Annotated in this window: 16 protein-coding genes; 11 read left to right on the top strand and 5 right to left on the bottom strand. The window is 71.1% G+C overall.

Annotation, left to right across the window (positions count from 1 at the left end):
- Positions 1 to 30: 30 nt before the first annotated feature.
- From IWX89_RS05875 to IWX89_RS05865, 3 genes are all read right to left on the bottom strand, one after another.
- Positions 31 to 258, bottom strand: a complete 228-nt coding sequence (locus IWX89_RS05875; RefSeq protein ID WP_196902614.1) for a sulfurtransferase TusA family protein — start codon at positions 256 to 258, stop codon at positions 31 to 33.
- A gap of 59 nt (positions 259 to 317) precedes the next feature.
- Complete coding sequence (locus IWX89_RS05870) at positions 318 to 1379, bottom strand: YeeE/YedE family protein (protein WP_196902613.1); 1062 nt, start codon at positions 1377 to 1379, stop codon at positions 318 to 320.
- A 127-nt stretch (positions 1380 to 1506) separates the two neighbouring features.
- Positions 1507 to 2022 (bottom strand): DUF3515 family protein, encoded by a 516-nt coding sequence (locus IWX89_RS05865; protein ID WP_134505893.1) that lies wholly within the window; start codon positions 2020 to 2022, stop codon positions 1507 to 1509.
- A 24-nt stretch (positions 2023 to 2046) separates the two neighbouring features.
- Between IWX89_RS05865 and thiL the strand changes: the two genes are divergently transcribed.
- Positions 2047 to 3054 (top strand): thiamine-phosphate kinase, encoded by a 1008-nt coding sequence (gene thiL, locus IWX89_RS05860; protein WP_196902612.1) that lies wholly within the window; start codon positions 2047 to 2049, stop codon positions 3052 to 3054.
- A gap of 81 nt (positions 3055 to 3135) precedes the next feature.
- Here the strand turns inward: thiL and rsmD are convergent, their stop codons facing one another.
- Positions 3136 to 3714, bottom strand: coding sequence for a 16S rRNA (guanine(966)-N(2))-methyltransferase RsmD (gene rsmD, locus IWX89_RS05855; RefSeq protein WP_196902611.1), 579 nt, complete (start codon positions 3712 to 3714; stop codon positions 3136 to 3138).
- A gap of 87 nt (positions 3715 to 3801) precedes the next feature.
- On the opposite strand from rsmD, the gene IWX89_RS05850 reads away from it, so the two are divergent.
- From IWX89_RS05850 to mutM, 10 genes are all read left to right on the top strand, one after another.
- Positions 3802 to 4656, top strand: coding sequence for a tetratricopeptide repeat protein (locus IWX89_RS05850; RefSeq protein WP_307836438.1), 855 nt, complete (start codon positions 3802 to 3804; stop codon positions 4654 to 4656).
- Entirely contained in the window at positions 4653 to 6944 is a 2292-nt protein-coding gene (locus IWX89_RS05845; protein ID WP_196902610.1) for an ATP-dependent DNA helicase RecG, read from the top strand. Before IWX89_RS05850 ends, IWX89_RS05845 begins: the two co-directional genes overlap by 4 nt.
- A 53-nt stretch (positions 6945 to 6997) precedes the next feature.
- Positions 6998 to 7486 (top strand): pantetheine-phosphate adenylyltransferase, encoded by a 489-nt coding sequence (gene coaD / locus IWX89_RS05840; protein WP_134539322.1) that lies wholly within the window; start codon positions 6998 to 7000, stop codon positions 7484 to 7486.
- A 149-nt stretch (positions 7487 to 7635) separates the two neighbouring features.
- Positions 7636 to 8610, top strand: a complete 975-nt coding sequence (locus IWX89_RS05835; RefSeq protein ID WP_196902674.1) for a MoxR family ATPase — start codon at positions 7636 to 7638, stop codon at positions 8608 to 8610.
- Between the two features lie 4 nt (positions 8611 to 8614).
- A complete protein-coding gene (locus IWX89_RS05830) occupies positions 8615 to 9991 on the top strand; it encodes a DUF58 domain-containing protein (protein WP_196902609.1) in 1377 nt (458 codons plus the stop codon).
- On the top strand, positions 9988 to 12345 hold the full coding sequence (locus IWX89_RS05825) for a DUF3488 and transglutaminase-like domain-containing protein (RefSeq protein ID WP_196902608.1): 2358 nt from the start codon (positions 9988 to 9990) through the stop codon (positions 12343 to 12345). The genes IWX89_RS05830 and IWX89_RS05825 overlap by 4 nt, the downstream gene beginning before the upstream one ends.
- Before the next feature lie 11 nt (positions 12346 to 12356).
- Positions 12357 to 12929 (top strand): DUF177 domain-containing protein, encoded by a 573-nt coding sequence (locus tag IWX89_RS05820; RefSeq protein WP_307836437.1) that lies wholly within the window; start codon positions 12357 to 12359, stop codon positions 12927 to 12929.
- A gap of 2 nt (positions 12930 to 12931) precedes the next feature.
- Positions 12932 to 13135, top strand: a complete 204-nt coding sequence (rpmF, locus tag IWX89_RS05815) for a 50S ribosomal protein L32 (protein WP_134508074.1) — start codon at positions 12932 to 12934, stop codon at positions 13133 to 13135.
- A gap of 123 nt (positions 13136 to 13258) precedes the next feature.
- Complete coding sequence (rnc, locus tag IWX89_RS05810) at positions 13259 to 13948, top strand: ribonuclease III (protein WP_196902607.1); 690 nt, start codon at positions 13259 to 13261, stop codon at positions 13946 to 13948.
- A 23-nt stretch (positions 13949 to 13971) separates the two neighbouring features.
- Complete coding sequence (gene mutM / locus IWX89_RS05805; RefSeq protein ID WP_196902606.1) at positions 13972 to 14877, top strand: bifunctional DNA-formamidopyrimidine glycosylase/DNA-(apurinic or apyrimidinic site) lyase; 906 nt, start codon at positions 13972 to 13974, stop codon at positions 14875 to 14877.
- Here mutM and IWX89_RS05800 read toward each other — a convergent pair.
- Positions 14828 to 15793, bottom strand: coding sequence for a GNAT family N-acetyltransferase (locus IWX89_RS05800; protein ID WP_196902605.1), 966 nt, complete (start codon positions 15791 to 15793; stop codon positions 14828 to 14830). The two genes, mutM and IWX89_RS05800, sit on opposite strands and share 50 nt — an antisense overlap.
- Between the last annotated feature and the right edge of the window lie 78 nt (positions 15794 to 15871).

Below are 15871 nucleotides of genomic sequence, written 5' to 3'. Positions count from 1 at the left end.
CTGGAGCGGACGCGGGCTCTGGTCCCGGGTTCACGCCTTCAGGACCGTGATGGTCCACTGGGCGTTGCCGACGCGTTCGAAGTTGGTGACCGGGTAGCCGTGCTCCGCAGCCCACTGCGGGAGGGCATCCGTGGCCTGGGTGCAGTCGAAGTTGATGACCAGTTCATCGCCCGGCGCGAGGAGGGCGATTGCCGCCCCCGCCTCGACCAGCGGGAACGGGCAGACCTGGCCGTCGGTTTCGAGGACGTGCTGCGACATGGTGGTGCTCCTTCTTTCGGGATGAGCTTTCGGGGATGAGTCTCTGGGAGCCGCGGGTTCTAACGGCCCGCCGGCACCGCAACCCGGGCAGCGGCCGTCGCCGTCGCGGGCCCGGTGATGAACACGCGCGTCGCCGCGCCGGTGCCGAGGATCATGAAGACCAGGGACACCCAGCCCTGCAGGCCGAACGTGGCCGTGTCGACCATGGCGTTGCCGATCGTGCAGCCGCCGGCCAGGCTGGCACCGATGCCCATCAGCGCGCCGCCGGCGATGCTGCGCACGGTCGTGACCGCGTCGGGCAGTCGCACCCGGAACTCCCCGCTGCCCGCGGCGGCGATGAAGGATCCGGTGAGGATGCCGATCACGAGGTAGACGCCCCAGTCGACGACCTGGGAATCGCCGCCGACGAGGTAGTTGACGAGGGCGGAGGACGGGCCGGTGATGCCGAGCCCGGATTCCCGGCCGGTCGCCCAGCTGAGCGGCCAGGCGAGGATGGCGAGCGCGGCGATGACCAGGGCCGTGCTGAAGGCACCCCAGCGCTTCTCGAACAGGAGGTGGGCGAGGCCGCTCTTTCGCGGCGGGAGCGCGGCCACCGGGAGCTCAGGTCGCCTGGAGAGGTGATGGCGGGCGAGCAGGCCCACGCCGGTGACCAGCACGAGCACCAGGATCCACGGCGACAGGCCGAGGAGCCCGTGGATCGTGGAGGCGTGGACGGTCACGGCCCGCAGGCCGTCGACGGCCGGCGCGAGCACACCGGTCTTGGACATCGCGGCGAAGAGGGCGTAGAAGATGAGGGCGAACCAGCTGCCCACGAGGCCCTCGCCCGCGCGGTAGTACGTGCCGGTCGCGCAGCCGCCGGCGAGAACGATCGCGAAGCCGAAGACGAAGGCGCCGATGATGGTGGCCAGCCAGGCGAAGTCCCGCGGCGCGAGGGTGATCACACCCGCGGTATCCATGGCGAAGACGCCCACGCTCTGCACCGCGACGACGATGAGAAACGCTGTCAGCCAGCGGGTGCTGCCGGTGATCCAGAGGTCCCGGAACGCGCCGGTCACACAGAAACGGCCGCGTTGCATCGTGAAGCCGAGCGCGATTCCGAGTGCGAGGCCCGTGAGGAGCATTGCCTGTGTGTCCGTCCCTTGGCGGCCGCGTCCGACGACGACGACTCGGAGGCGACGCTACGCCTCGGGGAGACTCGCCCGTTCCCCGGCGTCTCCCCGTGACGGGATGAGACGTAACACTTGACAGTTACGGTGCGGGGACCGCCGTGCCGCCGTCGGTGGGGATGGTGAGGTCGTCCACGCCGACGCATTGCCCGGTCGCGGGGATGGCGGAGACCGCCTTGGCCAGGTCGACCAGGACGGTCGAACCGCTGACCTTCCCCGAGTCGATCACCAGTTCGGTCGCGGGGTCCCGGCCGTAGGTCGTGTACCGGTAGAGCGGCGCCTCGGAGTCGTCCTCGATCCAGTCGATGCCGTTGACGTTGAGGCAGGGCAGGGTGGTGGGCACCGGCACGGTGACTCCGCAGTGCAGCAGCACGGCGGCCGGGGTGCCCCAGGCGCCTGTGGCCTGAGCGTTCGTCTCACGCTCGGGCAACGATGCGACGGCAGTCGGCAGGCGCACGATCAGGTCGGCGCAGGTCGGATTGGCGGCGTCCTTCGACGGCTCGAGCGGCACGATCGCGGTGCAACCGGTCAGCAGCACAGTGCCGGCGACGAGCGTGATGCCAAGGGCGGCGCGAAGGAGACGGGAGCGGGGGGTCATTGCATTCAGGCTACCGTTTGATGCATGACGAATGCTGCGGCCGCACCGCTCCCCTCGAGCGAGACGCTCGCCGACCTCAGCGAGGGCGAGGTGCTCGCCCGGATCTTCCCGCGACTGCCCGGCTCGGACGCCCAGCTGCTTGGGCCCGGTGACGACGCCGCCGTGCTGCGGGCGCCCGACGGGCGCTACGTGGTGACGACGGACATGATGATCCAGGGCCCGGACTTCCGGCTCGCCTGGTCGACCCCGCACGACCTCGGCTGGAAGGCCGCCGCGACCAACCTGTCGGATGTCGCCGCCATGGGAGCACGACCGACCGCCCTGGTCGTCGCCATCGCCGCGCCCCCGTCGACGCCGATCTGGGTGATCGAGGGAATCGCCGACGGGCTCAGGGACGGCTGCGAGGCCCTGGCCCCCGGTTGCGGCGTCGTCGGCGGCGACCTGTCCGCCTCCGACGCCCTCACGCTGGCTGTGACGGCTTTCGGAGACCTCGAGGGGCGCGAGCCCGTGCTGCGCTCCGGGGCGCGCCCAGGCGACGTCGTGGCGCTTGCCGGGCGGCTCGGCGACGCCGGGTGGGGGCTGAGCCTGCTGTTCCGGCTCGGGGTCGACGCCGGCGGCACCCCGGATGCCGCGCTCGCCGCGGCGTTGCGGGAGCGGCATCCCCGGGAAATCGGGGCCCAGCTCGCCCCGGAGCCGCCGATCGACCGCGGCCCTGCCGCCGCGCTCGCCGGGGCGACCGCGATGCTCGATGTGTCTGACGGGCTCGCCATCGACGCGGGCCGGCTCGCCAGGGCGAGCGGGGTGGGGATCGACTTCGATTCGACGACGCTGGGCGGCCAGGTCGAGCGCGCCCTCGGCGGCGGCGAGGACCACGGGCTACTGGCCACCTTCCCGGCGGGTGTCGAACTGCCGGACGGCTTCCGCCGGCTCGGGGTCGTCACAGCCGCGGCCGGCGTGGTGCTGGTCGACGGGACCCCGCACACGCAGGGCGGCTGGGACCCCTACCGCGGCTGGGACGGCGCGGCGGGCTGAGCCTCCGGCCGGCGCCTGCGCAACCGGTCAGGCCTGCGCAACCGGTCAGGCCTGCGCAACCGGTCAGGCCTGCGCAACAGGTCAGGCCTGCGCGGCGACGGGAGCGGCGTACCAGACGGTGGTGTCGCCGTAGTCCTTGCGCCGTTCGCTCTCGAGGCCGGGACCCCAGGCCGGCTCGGGGGAGCGGGAACTGCGTTCGACGACCACGAGGGCGTCCGCGTCGAGGAGCGGGGCGAGCGCGGCGAGGTTGTGCCCCAGCTCGATCTCCGGCAGGTCGTACGGCGGGTCGAGGAAGACGAGGTCGAAACCCTCGCCGGTGGCCGCAAGGAACGATTGAACGGCCTGCGAGGTCACCTTGATCTTCGGGGCGTTCTTCTTCGGGGCCGCGCGGAGCACGGCGTCCGTGTTCTTGCGGCACAGTTGGGCAGCCCCGAAGCTGTTCTCGACCAGCGTCACGATGCGTGCGCCCCGGCTGGCCGCCTCGAGCCCGAGCGCCCCCGACCCCGCGTACAAGTCGAGAACGCGGGCGCCGCGCACGACGTCGCGGGCATCGAGGGCGGAGAAGATCGCCTCGCGCACCCGGTCGCTGGTCGGTCTGGTACCGGTCTTCGGCACGGCCAGGGGCAGGGAACCGGCAAACCCGGCGACAATTCGCGTCATGAGATATCGAGCCTATCGCCCGCCGCCCTGCCGTCGGCCGCCCTCCCGCCGGCTGCGGCGGAGGGCGCCGGATGTCATGATGGACCGGTGACCGATACAGCAGCGTTCGCGGCGGATCCGATTCCGCCGGCCGCCACCGTGCCGCCCAGCCCGGCCCCGCGGGGGACCGGCCCGGTCAGTCAGGCCCTGCTCGACTCCCTCTGGGACTTCACCGACGCGGCGGCATCCGCCCAGCGTTTCCAGCAGGCCGCGGACGACGCCGGTCGTGGTGACGAGGCACGGGCCGAGCTCGCCACCCAGCTAGCCCGGGCGTTCGGCCTCCTCGGCCGCTTCGACGACGGACTGGCCGCCCTCGCCGCGGTGCAGGAGAGCACCGGGGAACCCACCGACCGGCTGCAGGCGCGCGTCGCCCTCGAACACGGCCGGCTCCTGCGCAGCATGGACCGGCCGGATGAGGCCGTGCCCTTCTTCACCCTCGCAGTGCGGAAGGCGGCATCCGCCGGGACCCAGTTCCTCGCCCTCGACGCCCTGCACATGCTGGCCATCACCGACACCGGGCACGAGGAGGAGTGGGCCGCCGAGGGTCTGGCACTCCTCGACACGGCCACGGATGCCCGCACCCGGCGCTGGGGAGTCGCGCTGCACAACAACCTCGGCTGGTTCCTGCACGACTCCGGCCGCCCGGAAGAAGCCCTGCCGGAGTTCGAGGCGGCCCTGGGCGCGGCGGACACCGTCGGCACCCATGAACAGCGCCATCTGGGCCGCTGGGCCGTCGCGCGCTGCCTGCGCACCCTCGGCCGGACCGACGAGGCCAGGACCCTGCAACAGCAGCTGGCCGCCGAGCGGCCCGACGACGACTTCGTGCGCGCCGAACTGGCCCTGCTCGACCAGGCCGCCGACGCGACCGGAGTGTCAGGGGCCGAGCCTACGATCGAGCCATGACCGAATCGGCTGCCGTCACGCCCGGTGCCGACACGCCCGGTGCCGACGAACGCGGTGCCGACGAACGCGGTGCCGATGAATCCGGTGCCGATGAATCCGGTGCCGACACACCCGTCACGCTCGATACCGTCACGCTCGACACGAAGCTGGCGAACGTCGTCGGCGGCCGCACGACCACCGCCCTCACCAAGGCGTTCGGCATCGTCACGGTCGGCGACCTGCTCAGCCACTACCCGCGCCGCTATGCGCGCCGGGGCGAGCTCTCGGCGATCAGCGATCTGCCCCTCGACGAGAACGTGACGATCATCGCCGAGATCCGCACGGTGGAGGAACGCCAGATGAAGGCCCGGAAGGGGTCGATCGTCGAGGTCAAGATCTCCGACGGCCGCGGCATCCTGAGCCTCACCTACTTCAACCAGTCCTGGCGCGCGAGACAACTGGCACCGGGCATGCGCGGCATGTTCGCCGGCAAGGTGTCCGACTACCGCGGTCACCTGCAGCTGACCCACCCGACCTACCGGCTGTTCGGTTCGGGAGAGGACGACGAACCCGACATGCCCACGGATGCCGCGGACGCGAAACTCTGGATCGAGCAGCCGATCGCGATCTACCCGGCCACGAACGCCATCGCGAGCTGGCAGATCACCAAGACGGTGGAGGTCGTGCTCGACGCGATCCGCCGGGTGCCCGACCCGATCCCGGCCGCGGTGCGGGCCGAACGGGGCCTTCTCCCGCACGGCCGGGCGCTCGAACTCATCCACCGGCCCGAGACCGACTCGGACTGGCACCGGGCCAGGGACACCCTCCGGTTCACCGAGGCGTTCGTGCTGCAGACCGCGCTCGTGCAGCAGCGCAACTCCGCCCGCGCCCAGAAGGCCGTGCCACGGCTGCCGGTTCCCGGTGGCTTCCTCGAGCGCTTCGACGCCGCCCTCCCATTCACCCTCACAAGCGACCAGGCGGTCGTCGGCGACGAGATCGCACGCGACATCGCCGAGGACGCGCCGATGAACCGCCTGGTGCAGGGCGAGGTCGGCTCCGGCAAGACGGTCGTCGCGCTCCGGGCGATGCTCGCCGTAGCCGACTCGGGCGGGCAGGCCGCCTTCCTCGCCCCGACCGAGGTCCTCGCCGGGCAGCACCTGCGCTCGATCGTGCGCGCCCTCGGACCAGACCTGGCCGTGCAACTCATGCCGACCTTGCTCACCGGGCAGCTGCCCGTCGCCGAACGCCGGAAGGCCCTGCTGCGGGCGGTGTCCGGCCAGTCGCGCATCGTGATCGGCACCCACGCGCTGCTCGGCGACGCGGTCACCTTCTTCGACCTCGGACTCGTCGTCGTCGACGAGCAACACCGGTTCGGCGTCGACCAGCGTGAGGCCCTCCGGCAGAAGGGGGCGGTGCCGCCGCACGTGCTGGTGCTGACCGCCACCCCCATTCCGCGCACGATCGCGATGACCGTCTTCGGCGACCTCGACGTGAGCACGATCACCATGCTCCCCGAGGGGAGGCAGGGCATCGAGACGTTCGTCGTGCCCCTCGGTGACAAGCCGGCCTGGGCGACGAGGGTCTGGCAGCGGCTCGCGGAGGAGCTCGCCCTGGGCTGGCAGGCGTTCGTGGTGTGCCCGGCCATCGCGCCCAAGCAGCTCGAGGAGGGTGAGGTCCTCGACCCCGAGGCCAGGGCGCCGGCCTCCGTCGAGGAGATGCTCGCCGACCTCCGCGCCAAGCCGATCTTCGCCTCGGCGCGAATCGAGCCCCTGCACGGCCGGATGACCAGCGAACAGAAGGACCAGGTCATGCGCGCCTTCGCCGCCGGCGAGATCGATGTGCTCGTCGCCACGACCGTGATCGAGGTCGGCGTCGACGTGCCCAACGCCTCGGCGATGGTGGTGATGGACGCCGACCGGTTCGGTGTCTCCCAATTGCACCAGCTGCGCGGCCGGGTCGGTCGCGGGGGAGTGCCGGGGCTCTGCCTGCTCGTCACGACCGCCGAAGCCGAATCGGTGTCCCGTGAGCGGGTCGAGGCCGTCGCGGCGACCCTCGACGGCTTCGAACTCGCGCAGGTCGACCTCGAGTTGCGCCGGGAGGGCGACGTCCTCGGCAGCAACCAGTCCGGCGGGAGATCCTCGCTGCGCCTGCTGCGCGTGGTCACCGACGGCGACCTGATCGGGGAGGCGAGAGGCCATGCCCAGGCGCTGATCGGGTGGGACCCCGAACTGGACAGCGTGCCCGCCCTGCGCGACGCTGTGCGGCGCCGGCTCGACGACTCCGAACGCGCCTCGCTGACGAAAGGCTGACGAGAAGGGCTCCGCACGGGCGCCGTTCACGGTGTGGGGCTAGGGTGAAACGTATGCGCAGGATCGCCGTCGTCCCTGGATCATTCGACCCCGTCACACTGGGGCACCTCGACGTGATCGAACGGGCGGCCGGTCTCTTCGACGAGCTGCATGTCCTCGTCGTGCACAACCCCGCCAAGTCGGCGCTCCTGCCGATCAGCCGGCGGGTGTCGCTGCTGCAGCTGGCCATCAAGGATGCCGGACTGCCCGACAACATCACGGTCGCGTCGTGGAGCATGGGTCTCCTCGTCGACTACTGCCTCGAGGTCGGCGCGAGCGTGCTGGTCAAGGGCATTCGCTCCCAGATCGACGTGGCATACGAGACCCCCATGGCGATCGTCAACCGCAACCTCGCATCCGTGGAAACCGTCTTCCTGCTGCCGAACCCGGCCAACGCGCACGTGTCCAGTTCGCTGGTGCGGCAGGTGGCCGCGCTCGGCGGGGACATCGCACCCTACGTCCCCCGGGTCGTCGCCGACTTCCTGCAGAAGGCACCAGTGTGAACGGAGCACCAGTGTGAACGGAGCACCAGTGTGAACGGAGCGCCAGTGTGAACGGAGCACCCGTCAGAGTGGTGGCGGGCCCGGCGGTCGCCGGGACCGCGGTCGGAGCCGTGGCCGGGCTCGTCGACGAGGCCGAGGTGGAGACGCCGATGGACCTCGCCGCCGTCGAGGCGTCCGCGCGGGCGATCATCCGCAACGTGGAGACGGTCATCGACGGCAAGCACGCGGCGGTCAGGACGGCACTGACCGTGCTGCTGGCGCAGGGGCACCTCCTGATCGAGGACGTCCCCGGGGTCGGGAAGACCATGCTCGCCAAGGCCCTGGCCAAGTCGGTGCACTGCACGGTGAGCCGGATCCAGTTCACCCCCGACCTGCTGCCGTCCGACGTCACAGGGGTGTCCGTGTTCAACCAGGCCGACCGGCGCTTCGAATTCAAGCCGGGCGCCATCTTCGCCAATATCGTCATCGGCGACGAGATCAACCGGGCCAGTCCGAAGACCCAGTCCGCCCTGCTCGAATGCATGGAGGAACGCCAGGTCACGGTCGACGGCTCCACCTACCTCCTGCCCCTGCCGTTCACCGTGGTGGCCACCCAGAACCCGATCGAGATGGAGGGCACCTACGCGTTGCCCGAGGCCCAGCGCGATCGCTTCATGGCCCGGATCTCCATGGGCTACCCCGACAAGGAATCCGAGCTGGCCATGCTCGACTCCCGGGACACCTCGAGCCCGCTGGCGGGCATCTCCGCAGTGGTCTCCGGAGCCCAGCTGCGGGGGATGATGACCGCGGCGCGCGCCGTGTTCGCGTCCGGCGCGGTCAAGGAATACGCGGTCAACCTGGTGCGGGCGACCCGGGAGGACCGGGACCTGCGCCTCGGGGCCAGCCCGCGGGCGACCCTGCAGCTCATCCGCGCGGCGAAGGCGCAGGCCGCGCTCCACGGCCGGGAGTACGTGCTGCCCGACGACATCGATTCGCTGGCCGTGTCCGTGCTGGGGCACCGCATGGTCGCCAGCAGCAGGGTGCTGGGCCATCACCACCAGGATGCCGCCCCCCTGATCGAGGAGATCGTCACCCGCATCGTCGACGCCACGCCGGTGCCGGTCGGCGCCCAGGGATGCCCCTAGGCCCATGTCCTCGTCGCGGCGGCCCCTGTGGTTTCCCCGGCTCACCCTCCGGGGCGGGGCGTTCCTCGGTGTCGGCGCTCTCTTCCTGGTGCAGTACCTCTTCACCGGGCGACGGGACATCCTCTTCGTGGCCTGTCTGCTCCTGCTCGTTCCCGTGACCGCCGCCGCCTATGTCGCGATCCGCCCGGTGGCGGTGAAGGTGGGCCGCGCGTTCCGGCCCGCGGTCGTGGAGGCCGGCCGGGAAACGATCGTGTCCCTCACCGTGCGCAACCTGTCCGTCCGCCCGCTCTACGGCCTGCGCTGGAGGGACACCGGCGCCCCGGGGCTCACCGCCCCCGGTGCCCTGGTGCTGCCCGGACTCGACCGGTTCGAGGGAGGACGCGACAACGGCGCGGATGCCGTCAGGCTCGAATATTCGCTGATTCCCCGGCACCGCGGCATCTACTCCAGCGGCCCACTCCGGTTGGAGCGCTATGACCCGTTCGGCCTCGCCTCGAGCGAATGGGCGGTCGGCGAGCCCCTCGATCTCGTGGTCACCCCGACCGCGACTCCGCTGCCGGGGGTGGGTCTGACCGGCGCGGGCGGAGACGGCGACGCCCGTGAGCGGTTGCGGCACCTCAACCACAACTCGGACGAACTGATCGCCCGGGAGTACCGGCCGGGGGACCCGCTGCGGCGCGTGAACTGGCCCGCGACCGCGCGGCACGGCGAGATCATGGTGCGCCAGGAGGAACACCGCAGCAACCCGGTGGCCAGGATCGTGCTCGACACCGCGCTGCGGGGCCGCCCTGCGCCGCCGCCCGGCCAGGGACCCGACCGCCGCTTCCGGCACGACCAGGCCTTCGAAGTGGCCGTTGAACTCGTCGCCTCGGTCGGAGTGCACCTCCTGGACGCCGGCTTCCGGCTCGACCTCGTCGAACTGGGGCCCAGCCAGTTCGCCGCCCGCACCGGGACGGGCCGCGGCGGCCTGCGCGGGGACCCGGCCGTGGATTTCCAGGCGGCCGGCGGAATGCGGCTGCTGCTCGAGGGCCTGGCCGGCGTGGTCCCCCTCGAGCCGGTCCCGGCCGGCGGGGCCCCGCCCGCGCCCGCGCGCTCCGGCGGCTACGCATCGCAGCTGCCGCTGCCGACCTTCGCAGTCCTCGTCGACATCGACGAGCAGGATGCCGCTGAGCTGGCAGCCCTCGGCGCCGCCGCCCGGCCCGCGGTGGCCTTCATTCTCGACACGATGCGACCGCCCGCGATCGAGACGCTGCGCGACGCCGGCTGGCGCTGTGTGCCCGTGCGCTCGGCCCGGGACATCCCGGCCGTCTGGCTGGACGCCGCGCGTGCCCAGGGTGCGGCCACGGGTGCGGCCTCCTTCACCGGACGGGAGCCCGGATGAGCCGGCCCGAGGCGGCAACACGCCGGCGGCGCCCGTTCCGCGCCGAGTGGCCGGTCACCGGCGCGCTGTTGCTCCTGCTGCTCGTGGCGAACGGGGCCCTCGGCGCGCTGTTGCAGTCCACCACCTGGTGGTGGCTGATGGCGTTCGTGTCCGCGACCGTGCTGCTCGGTCTGGCCGGGCTCCGCCGGGCCGGCCTGGCGGAGTCGCTCGCCCCGGTCGCCGGGTTCGGCATCCTGCTCGCCACGCTGACCCTGCTGTTCGGCGGCGGCACGGGGCTGCTGTGGCTTGTCCCGTCGCTGGAGACCCTCGCCCGGTTCGGCAGGCTGGTCGATTCCGGGATGGAGTCCATCCAGCAGCAGGGCACGCCGGCCGACCCTGTCCCCGGCATCCTGCTGCTGCTCTGCGCGGGGGCAGGAGTGATCGCGATGATGATGCACCTGCTCGCAATCACCCTCCGGGTTCCGGCGCTCGCCGGGCTTCCCGCGCTCGTGCCCGTCGCCGTGCCCGGCCTCATCGTCGACGGCGGGGCCGACCCGCTGTCCCTTGTGCTCACGGCCATCGCGTTCCTCATCCTGTTGCGCGTGGAGGTGCGGGTGCGGAGAACCAGGGAGGCCGAGAATCCGCCGGCCGGGCCGCACGCGCCCCGGGTGGTCGGCCCGGTGCGCCGGCGCGGCCCCGGTCCGCTGTGGGGGGCGATGGTGGTCGGCAGCATCGGCATCGTGGGGGCGCTCCTGCTCAGCGTCGCCACCCCTGCCGTGCCCGGCGGCGGCTTCGCCGGCACCGGGCACGTCGGCACGCTGCTCTTCGGGAGCGGCGTCACCCCGCTGATCAACCTCGGGCAGGATCTCAGGCGCCCCCAGTCCAGTGCGGCCCTGCACTACCGCACCAGTGCGTCCCCGCCGCCCTACCTGAAGTTGCTGACCCTCGACAATTTCGTGGGCGCCACGTGGATGGCCAGGGTCGAACCGTCCCGTCCCAACGAAAACGTCGAGGACATCGCGTTGCCGCAGGGTCTCTCCTCCCAGGTCGCCACGAGGGAGACCACGACGCAGATCGTCATCGACGGCGTCGCGGCCCGGTGGCTGCCGACACCGTTCGCGCCGAAGAAGGTCACCGGCCTCGTCGGTGACTGGTATTGGGACCGGTCGACCTCGACCATCGCCAGCGCGAACAGCATCACCCGCGGTCAGCAGTACACCGTCACGGCGCTCGAACTCGCTCCGACGCCCGAGCAGCTCCGGGCCGCGGGCACCCGCTACCCGGTCGGCATCCGGCGCAACCTCGACCTGCCCGTGAATCGTCCGGCCATCATCGACCAGACCGCCCGCGACGTGACCAGCGGGGCGATCTCGCCCTACGACGCGGCCGTCGCCCTGCAGACCTACCTGAGGGGCGGCGAGTTCAGCTACGACACGGATGCCCCGGTCGCCGAGGGCTACGACGGCGGCGGCGTCGACGTCGTCGGCAAGTTCCTCGAGGTGAAACGCGGCTACTGCGTCCACTTCGCTTCGGCGATGGCGGTGATGGCCCGGTCCGTCGGCATCCCCGCACGGATCGCGATCGGGTACCTGCCCGGGTCGCGGTCGACGAGCTACATCGAGGGGCGGGACCGGTTCAACGTCGACGCGCACGACCTGCACGCCTGGCCGGAATTGTACTTCGGCGGAATCGGCTGGCTGGCGTTCGAGCCGACGCCGGGGCGCGGCACGGTGCCGGCGTACACGAGGGCGACGGATGCCCAGGTTCCGCTCGGCGGCGAGGTCGGCGGGCTCTCGACGGCCGCGCCGCGGAATGCCGACCCGGGCGCCCAGAACCCGTCGGACGGTCGCCGCGCCGCCACCTCCCCGAGCGGAGGCAGCGATGCCACCCGAAACCTCACCGCCGGCCTCGCGGCCGTCCTGATCGTGCTGATGCTCCCCGGCGGCGCGCGAGCACTCCGAAGGCAGGGACGGCGCCGGCGCGTCCGCGCCGGCCCGGGCTCCGCAGGCTGGGCCTGGGACGAACTCGTCGACACGGCCGTCGACCACGGGGTGCGGGTGCGTGACACGGAGACCCCGCGGGAACTGGTCGCGCGCCTGGAATTGCTTCCCGGTCTGGTCTCCCCAACGGCCGGCGACCACGTCGCTGTGCTGCGGCGGCTGCTGGTGGCGGCCGAACGCCAGCGCTTCGGCCGGCCCGGCGCCGCCACGCCGGGCGAGGCCCCGGCTGGGCTGGCCGCGGACCTCGACCAGGTCACCCGCGCGATCCACGCCGGCGCCTCCTGGCCGGTGCGCATCCGTGCGATCGTGCTGCCTGCCTCGTTGCGGAGGCCGTCGAGGGTGGCACGGAACGGGACCCTGCCCGCGGACGCGTAGAATCTCCCACCGTGACCAAGTTTAAGAAGACCCCGTACAAGGTCGATGTGCGCGACCTCATCAACCGGCCAGGCACCATGCACGAGCGCCACCTCGAGATCGTCGTGCCCGGTGACCTCGGCGAGGGCCTGGTGGCCGTCAAGGCCGGTTCCACGCTGACCGTGAACCTGCGCCTGGAGACCCTGCACGAGGGCATCCTCGTGTCCGCCCAGATCTCCGGAAAGGCCGCCGGAGAGTGCGGAAGATGCCTGATTGACATCGAGTTGCCTGTCCAAGTCGAGTTTCACGAGCTTTTCGCGTACTCTCTAGACGAAGCTTATGAGTGTGAAGTTCAAGATGACCACGTGGATCTTGAACCTCTGATCAGGGACGCAGTGGTGTTATCACTGCCTTTCCAGCCGGTTTGCCGGCCGGATTGCCCAGGTCTCGACCCAGAGACCGGGCAGCGGCTTGCCGAGGCCCCTGAACTCGAACCAGAAGAAAAGCGCGATCCCCGGTGGGCCGCGCTGATGGAATTCCAGGCTTCCGCAAGCATCGGCACGGATGAAGACATCCAGGCTGAATCAGATAGAGAAGAGAAGTAGTCATGGCAGTCCCGAAGCGCAAGCAATCACGCTCGAACACCCGCTCACGTCGTTCCTGCTGGAAGGCCGAAGCCCCCACCCTGGTGAAGACCATGGAAAACGGCAAGGTCGTCTACAGCCTCCCGCACCGTGCCAAGGTCGTCACCGACGCCGCCGGCACCGCGATGTTCATGGAATACAAGGGCCGCAAGGTCGCTGACGTCTAGTCAGAAGGTTTCAGGTCAGCAGATGCTGGTTCGTCTGATGCCGCGCCGTCGAAGCACGAACAACCCGAATGCGGGCTGTTCCACCTCGAGGCGCGGCATCTTCCTGTGCCCGGAGACCGGCGCATGAGCTCCGACGCAGCCGGGATATCTCCTCTTCCGGCGATCCTCGGCGTATCGATCGACCCCGGCCTGCTCGAACTCGCACTGACCCACCGGTCGTACGCGTACGAGCACGGCGGCGTGCCCACGAACGAGCGCCTCGAATTCCTCGGCGACTCGATCCTCGGCCAGGCCGTCACGGTCATGCTGTACCGCGAGTTCCCGCGCCTCGACGAGGGAGACCTCGCCAAGCGCCGGGCCAGCCTGGTGTCCAGTGTCGCCCTCGCCGAAATCGCCCGCGGGATCGGCCTGGGCGAGTTCATCCGCCTCGGTCGCGGTGAGATCCTCACCGGCGGACGGGACAAGGGTTCGATCCTCGCCGACACCGTCGAGGCGCTGATCGGTGCCGTCTACCTCGACTCCGGCGGAGAGGTCGCGACACAGCTCGTGCTGCGCCTGATCGCGCCCCTGCTGAACGACCCGGGGCACTTCGGCGTTTCGATGGACCCGAAAACGAGCCTGCAGGAGGCCGCCGCCCGGCTCGGTTCCGGTGTGCCCGTCTACGAGATCGCCGAGAGCGGCCCCGACCATTCGAAGGTCTTCATCGCGACCGTCACCGTGGGCGTCATCAGCGCCACCGGCGAGGGCACGAGCAAGAAGCACGCCGAAATGGCTGCGGCGCTCGACGCCTGGACTCTGCTCAGCGACCTCTGATCCACAGCTGAAAGGCGCGTGACGTGCCCGAACTCCCCGAGGTGGAGGTCGTCCGGTCAGGAATCGAACCGGCGGCCACCAATGCCGTGATCGCCGCCGTCGAGGTGTTCGAGGAACGCTCGCTGCGGCGCCACGACCCCGTGCCCGGCACGTTCGCCGGGCTGCTCGAGGGCCGGCGCATCCTCGGCGCCGTGCGGCGCGGCAAGTTCCTCTGGCTTCCTCTCGATTCGGGGCGGGCCCTCGTCATCCACCTCGGCATGAGCGGGCAGGTTCTCCTTCGCGCCCCCGGTTCCGACCCCGACCGGATGCTCCGGGTGCGCCTGCACCTCGACCACCCCGCGCACGGCGAGCTGCTGCTGCACTTCGTCGACCAGCGCATCTTCGGCAGCATGGCCGTCGACACCCTGCAGCCGACGCGCGACGGTCTGGCCGGGGGATACTCCGGAGCGGCGTCGGGCGACTGGTCAGCGCTGATCCCGTCGCAGGTCGCCCACATCGCCCGGGATCCGATCGACCCCGACTTCTCAGCGGACGCGTTCCTGGCCGCCCTCGCGCGCAGGAAGACGGGTGTCAAACGGGCGCTCCTCGACCAGACCCTGATCAGCGGCATCGGCAACATCTACGCCGACGAGGCGCTCTACGACGCCCGGCTGCACTACGACCAGCCGGCCGACTCGTTGTCCTGCGCCAGGGCACGACTCCTGCTCGACTCGGTGCGGGTCATCCTGGGCCGGGCCCTCGCGGAGGGCGGCACGAGTTTCGACGCCCAGTACGTGAACGTCAACGGCGAATCCGGCTACTTCTCGCACAGCCTCACCGCCTACGGACAGCAGGGCAAACCGTGCCCGCGCTGCGGCACCGTCCTGGTCAGGCAGCAGTTCATGAACCGGTCGTCCCACCTCTGCCCGCGGTGCCAGCGGCTGCGCTGACCTGGCCGCCGGCCGTCCGGCGCCACGCCCCCTCGTAGCCCATCGGCCGGAAGCCCAGGGCTTCGTTGACCGCGAGCATGTGCCGGTTCTCCTCCGCGTTGAACGTCGTGACCGAGGGATGCACCGCGGCGGCGGTGAGAGTGCTGCGCGGGCTTGCCGCAGCCGTTTCCTCTTCGTCGGAGACCCGGTCGGCGGTCCACACTTCCTCCGGTTCCTCGAGGCCGGCGCTCGGCGCATCCGTGCTCATCCTCGTGTAGAGCAGGGCAAGGTCGTCCAGCCATTCCGGCGGTGTCCGGTCTCTCCAGAACACGAGCTCGTAGTCGGTTCCGGCGCGGAGCTCCGCAGACCGGCGAAGCCCATCGAGGGCCACTGCGTCGCCCGGGAGGGCGAGGCGGCTGGCCCGCACCACCTGCTCGAGCCGATATCCGCGCCCGAGCAGCAACCGCACCTCCGGGTTGTGGAGGGGTACCGAACCGAAACCGGTCGGGGAAGGCAGGCGGTCGCCCGGGGCATCCGGCGACACAGTGTAGACGATCTGGTTCGGCCGGGACTCGGCCAGGGCGAGCGCCTCGAGATGCTCGAACAGTGTCGAGCCGATGCCGCGGCGGCGCTCGGCGGCGAGCACCTGCACGGCCAGCCACGCGTGGGTGGCGGATTCCTCCGGCAGGGTCTCGTAGACCCCGCGCGCCACGATCCGGCCGTCCACGCGGGCAACGAAAAGGCGGCGAGGCTCCCACGCCTGGTTCTGCCAGCCGGGAAGCAGCTCGGCGGCCGAGAAGGCCAGCTCGGTGCTGCCGTATCCTTCGGCCTCAACGGTGGCGGCGACCTGCGCCGCCGCCTCGAAATCGTCCCAGCCCGGCGCCCCGTGAGCTGCGGGGATGGCCAGTTCGTCGAGTGTGAAACCAGGGTCGGTCATGCTCGGCCAGCGTAGCCGGACCCGGGGCAGTCGTACAGCCTCGCGCAGGGGCCCGCGCCTCCCCGGCACGGCGCGATC

The organism is Cryobacterium sp. MP_M3 (genome assembly GCF_015752155.1).
Lineage (GTDB): Bacteria > Actinomycetota > Actinomycetes > Actinomycetales > Microbacteriaceae > Cryobacterium.
This window is presented reverse-complemented; position numbering and strand designations above follow the sequence as displayed.

Bases quoted from the DNA above. Each gene is read 5' to 3' on its own strand.
- IWX89_RS05845 (WP_196902610.1), top strand. From the start codon at position 4,653: ATGACCGAATCGGCTGCCGTCACGCCCGGTGCCGACACGCCCGGTGCC.
- coaD (WP_134539322.1), top strand. From the start codon at position 6,998: ATGCGCAGGATCGCCGTCGTCCCTGGATCATTCGACCCCGTCACACTG.
- rpmF (WP_134508074.1), top strand. From the start codon at position 12,932: ATGGCAGTCCCGAAGCGCAAGCAATCACGCTCGAACACCCGCTCACGT.
- IWX89_RS05870 (WP_196902613.1), bottom strand. From the start codon at position 1,379: ATGCTCCTCACGGGCCTCGCACTCGGAATCGCGCTCGGCTTCACGATG.
- IWX89_RS05835 (WP_196902674.1), top strand. From the start codon at position 7,636: ATGGACCTCGCCGCCGTCGAGGCGTCCGCGCGGGCGATCATCCGCAAC.
- IWX89_RS05875 (WP_196902614.1), bottom strand. From the start codon at position 258: ATGTCGCAGCACGTCCTCGAAACCGACGGCCAGGTCTGCCCGTTCCCG.
- IWX89_RS05825 (WP_196902608.1), top strand. From the start codon at position 9,988: ATGAGCCGGCCCGAGGCGGCAACACGCCGGCGGCGCCCGTTCCGCGCC.
- IWX89_RS05830 (WP_196902609.1), top strand. From the start codon at position 8,615: ATGTCCTCGTCGCGGCGGCCCCTGTGGTTTCCCCGGCTCACCCTCCGG.
- thiL (WP_196902612.1), top strand. From the start codon at position 2,047: ATGACGAATGCTGCGGCCGCACCGCTCCCCTCGAGCGAGACGCTCGCC.
- rnc (WP_196902607.1), top strand. From the start codon at position 13,259: ATGAGCTCCGACGCAGCCGGGATATCTCCTCTTCCGGCGATCCTCGGC.
- IWX89_RS05800 (WP_196902605.1), bottom strand. From the start codon at position 15,793: ATGACCGACCCTGGTTTCACACTCGACGAACTGGCCATCCCCGCAGCT.
- IWX89_RS05865 (WP_134505893.1), bottom strand. From the start codon at position 2,022: ATGACCCCCCGCTCCCGTCTCCTTCGCGCCGCCCTTGGCATCACGCTC.
- rsmD (WP_196902611.1), bottom strand. From the start codon at position 3,714: ATGACGCGAATTGTCGCCGGGTTTGCCGGTTCCCTGCCCCTGGCCGTG.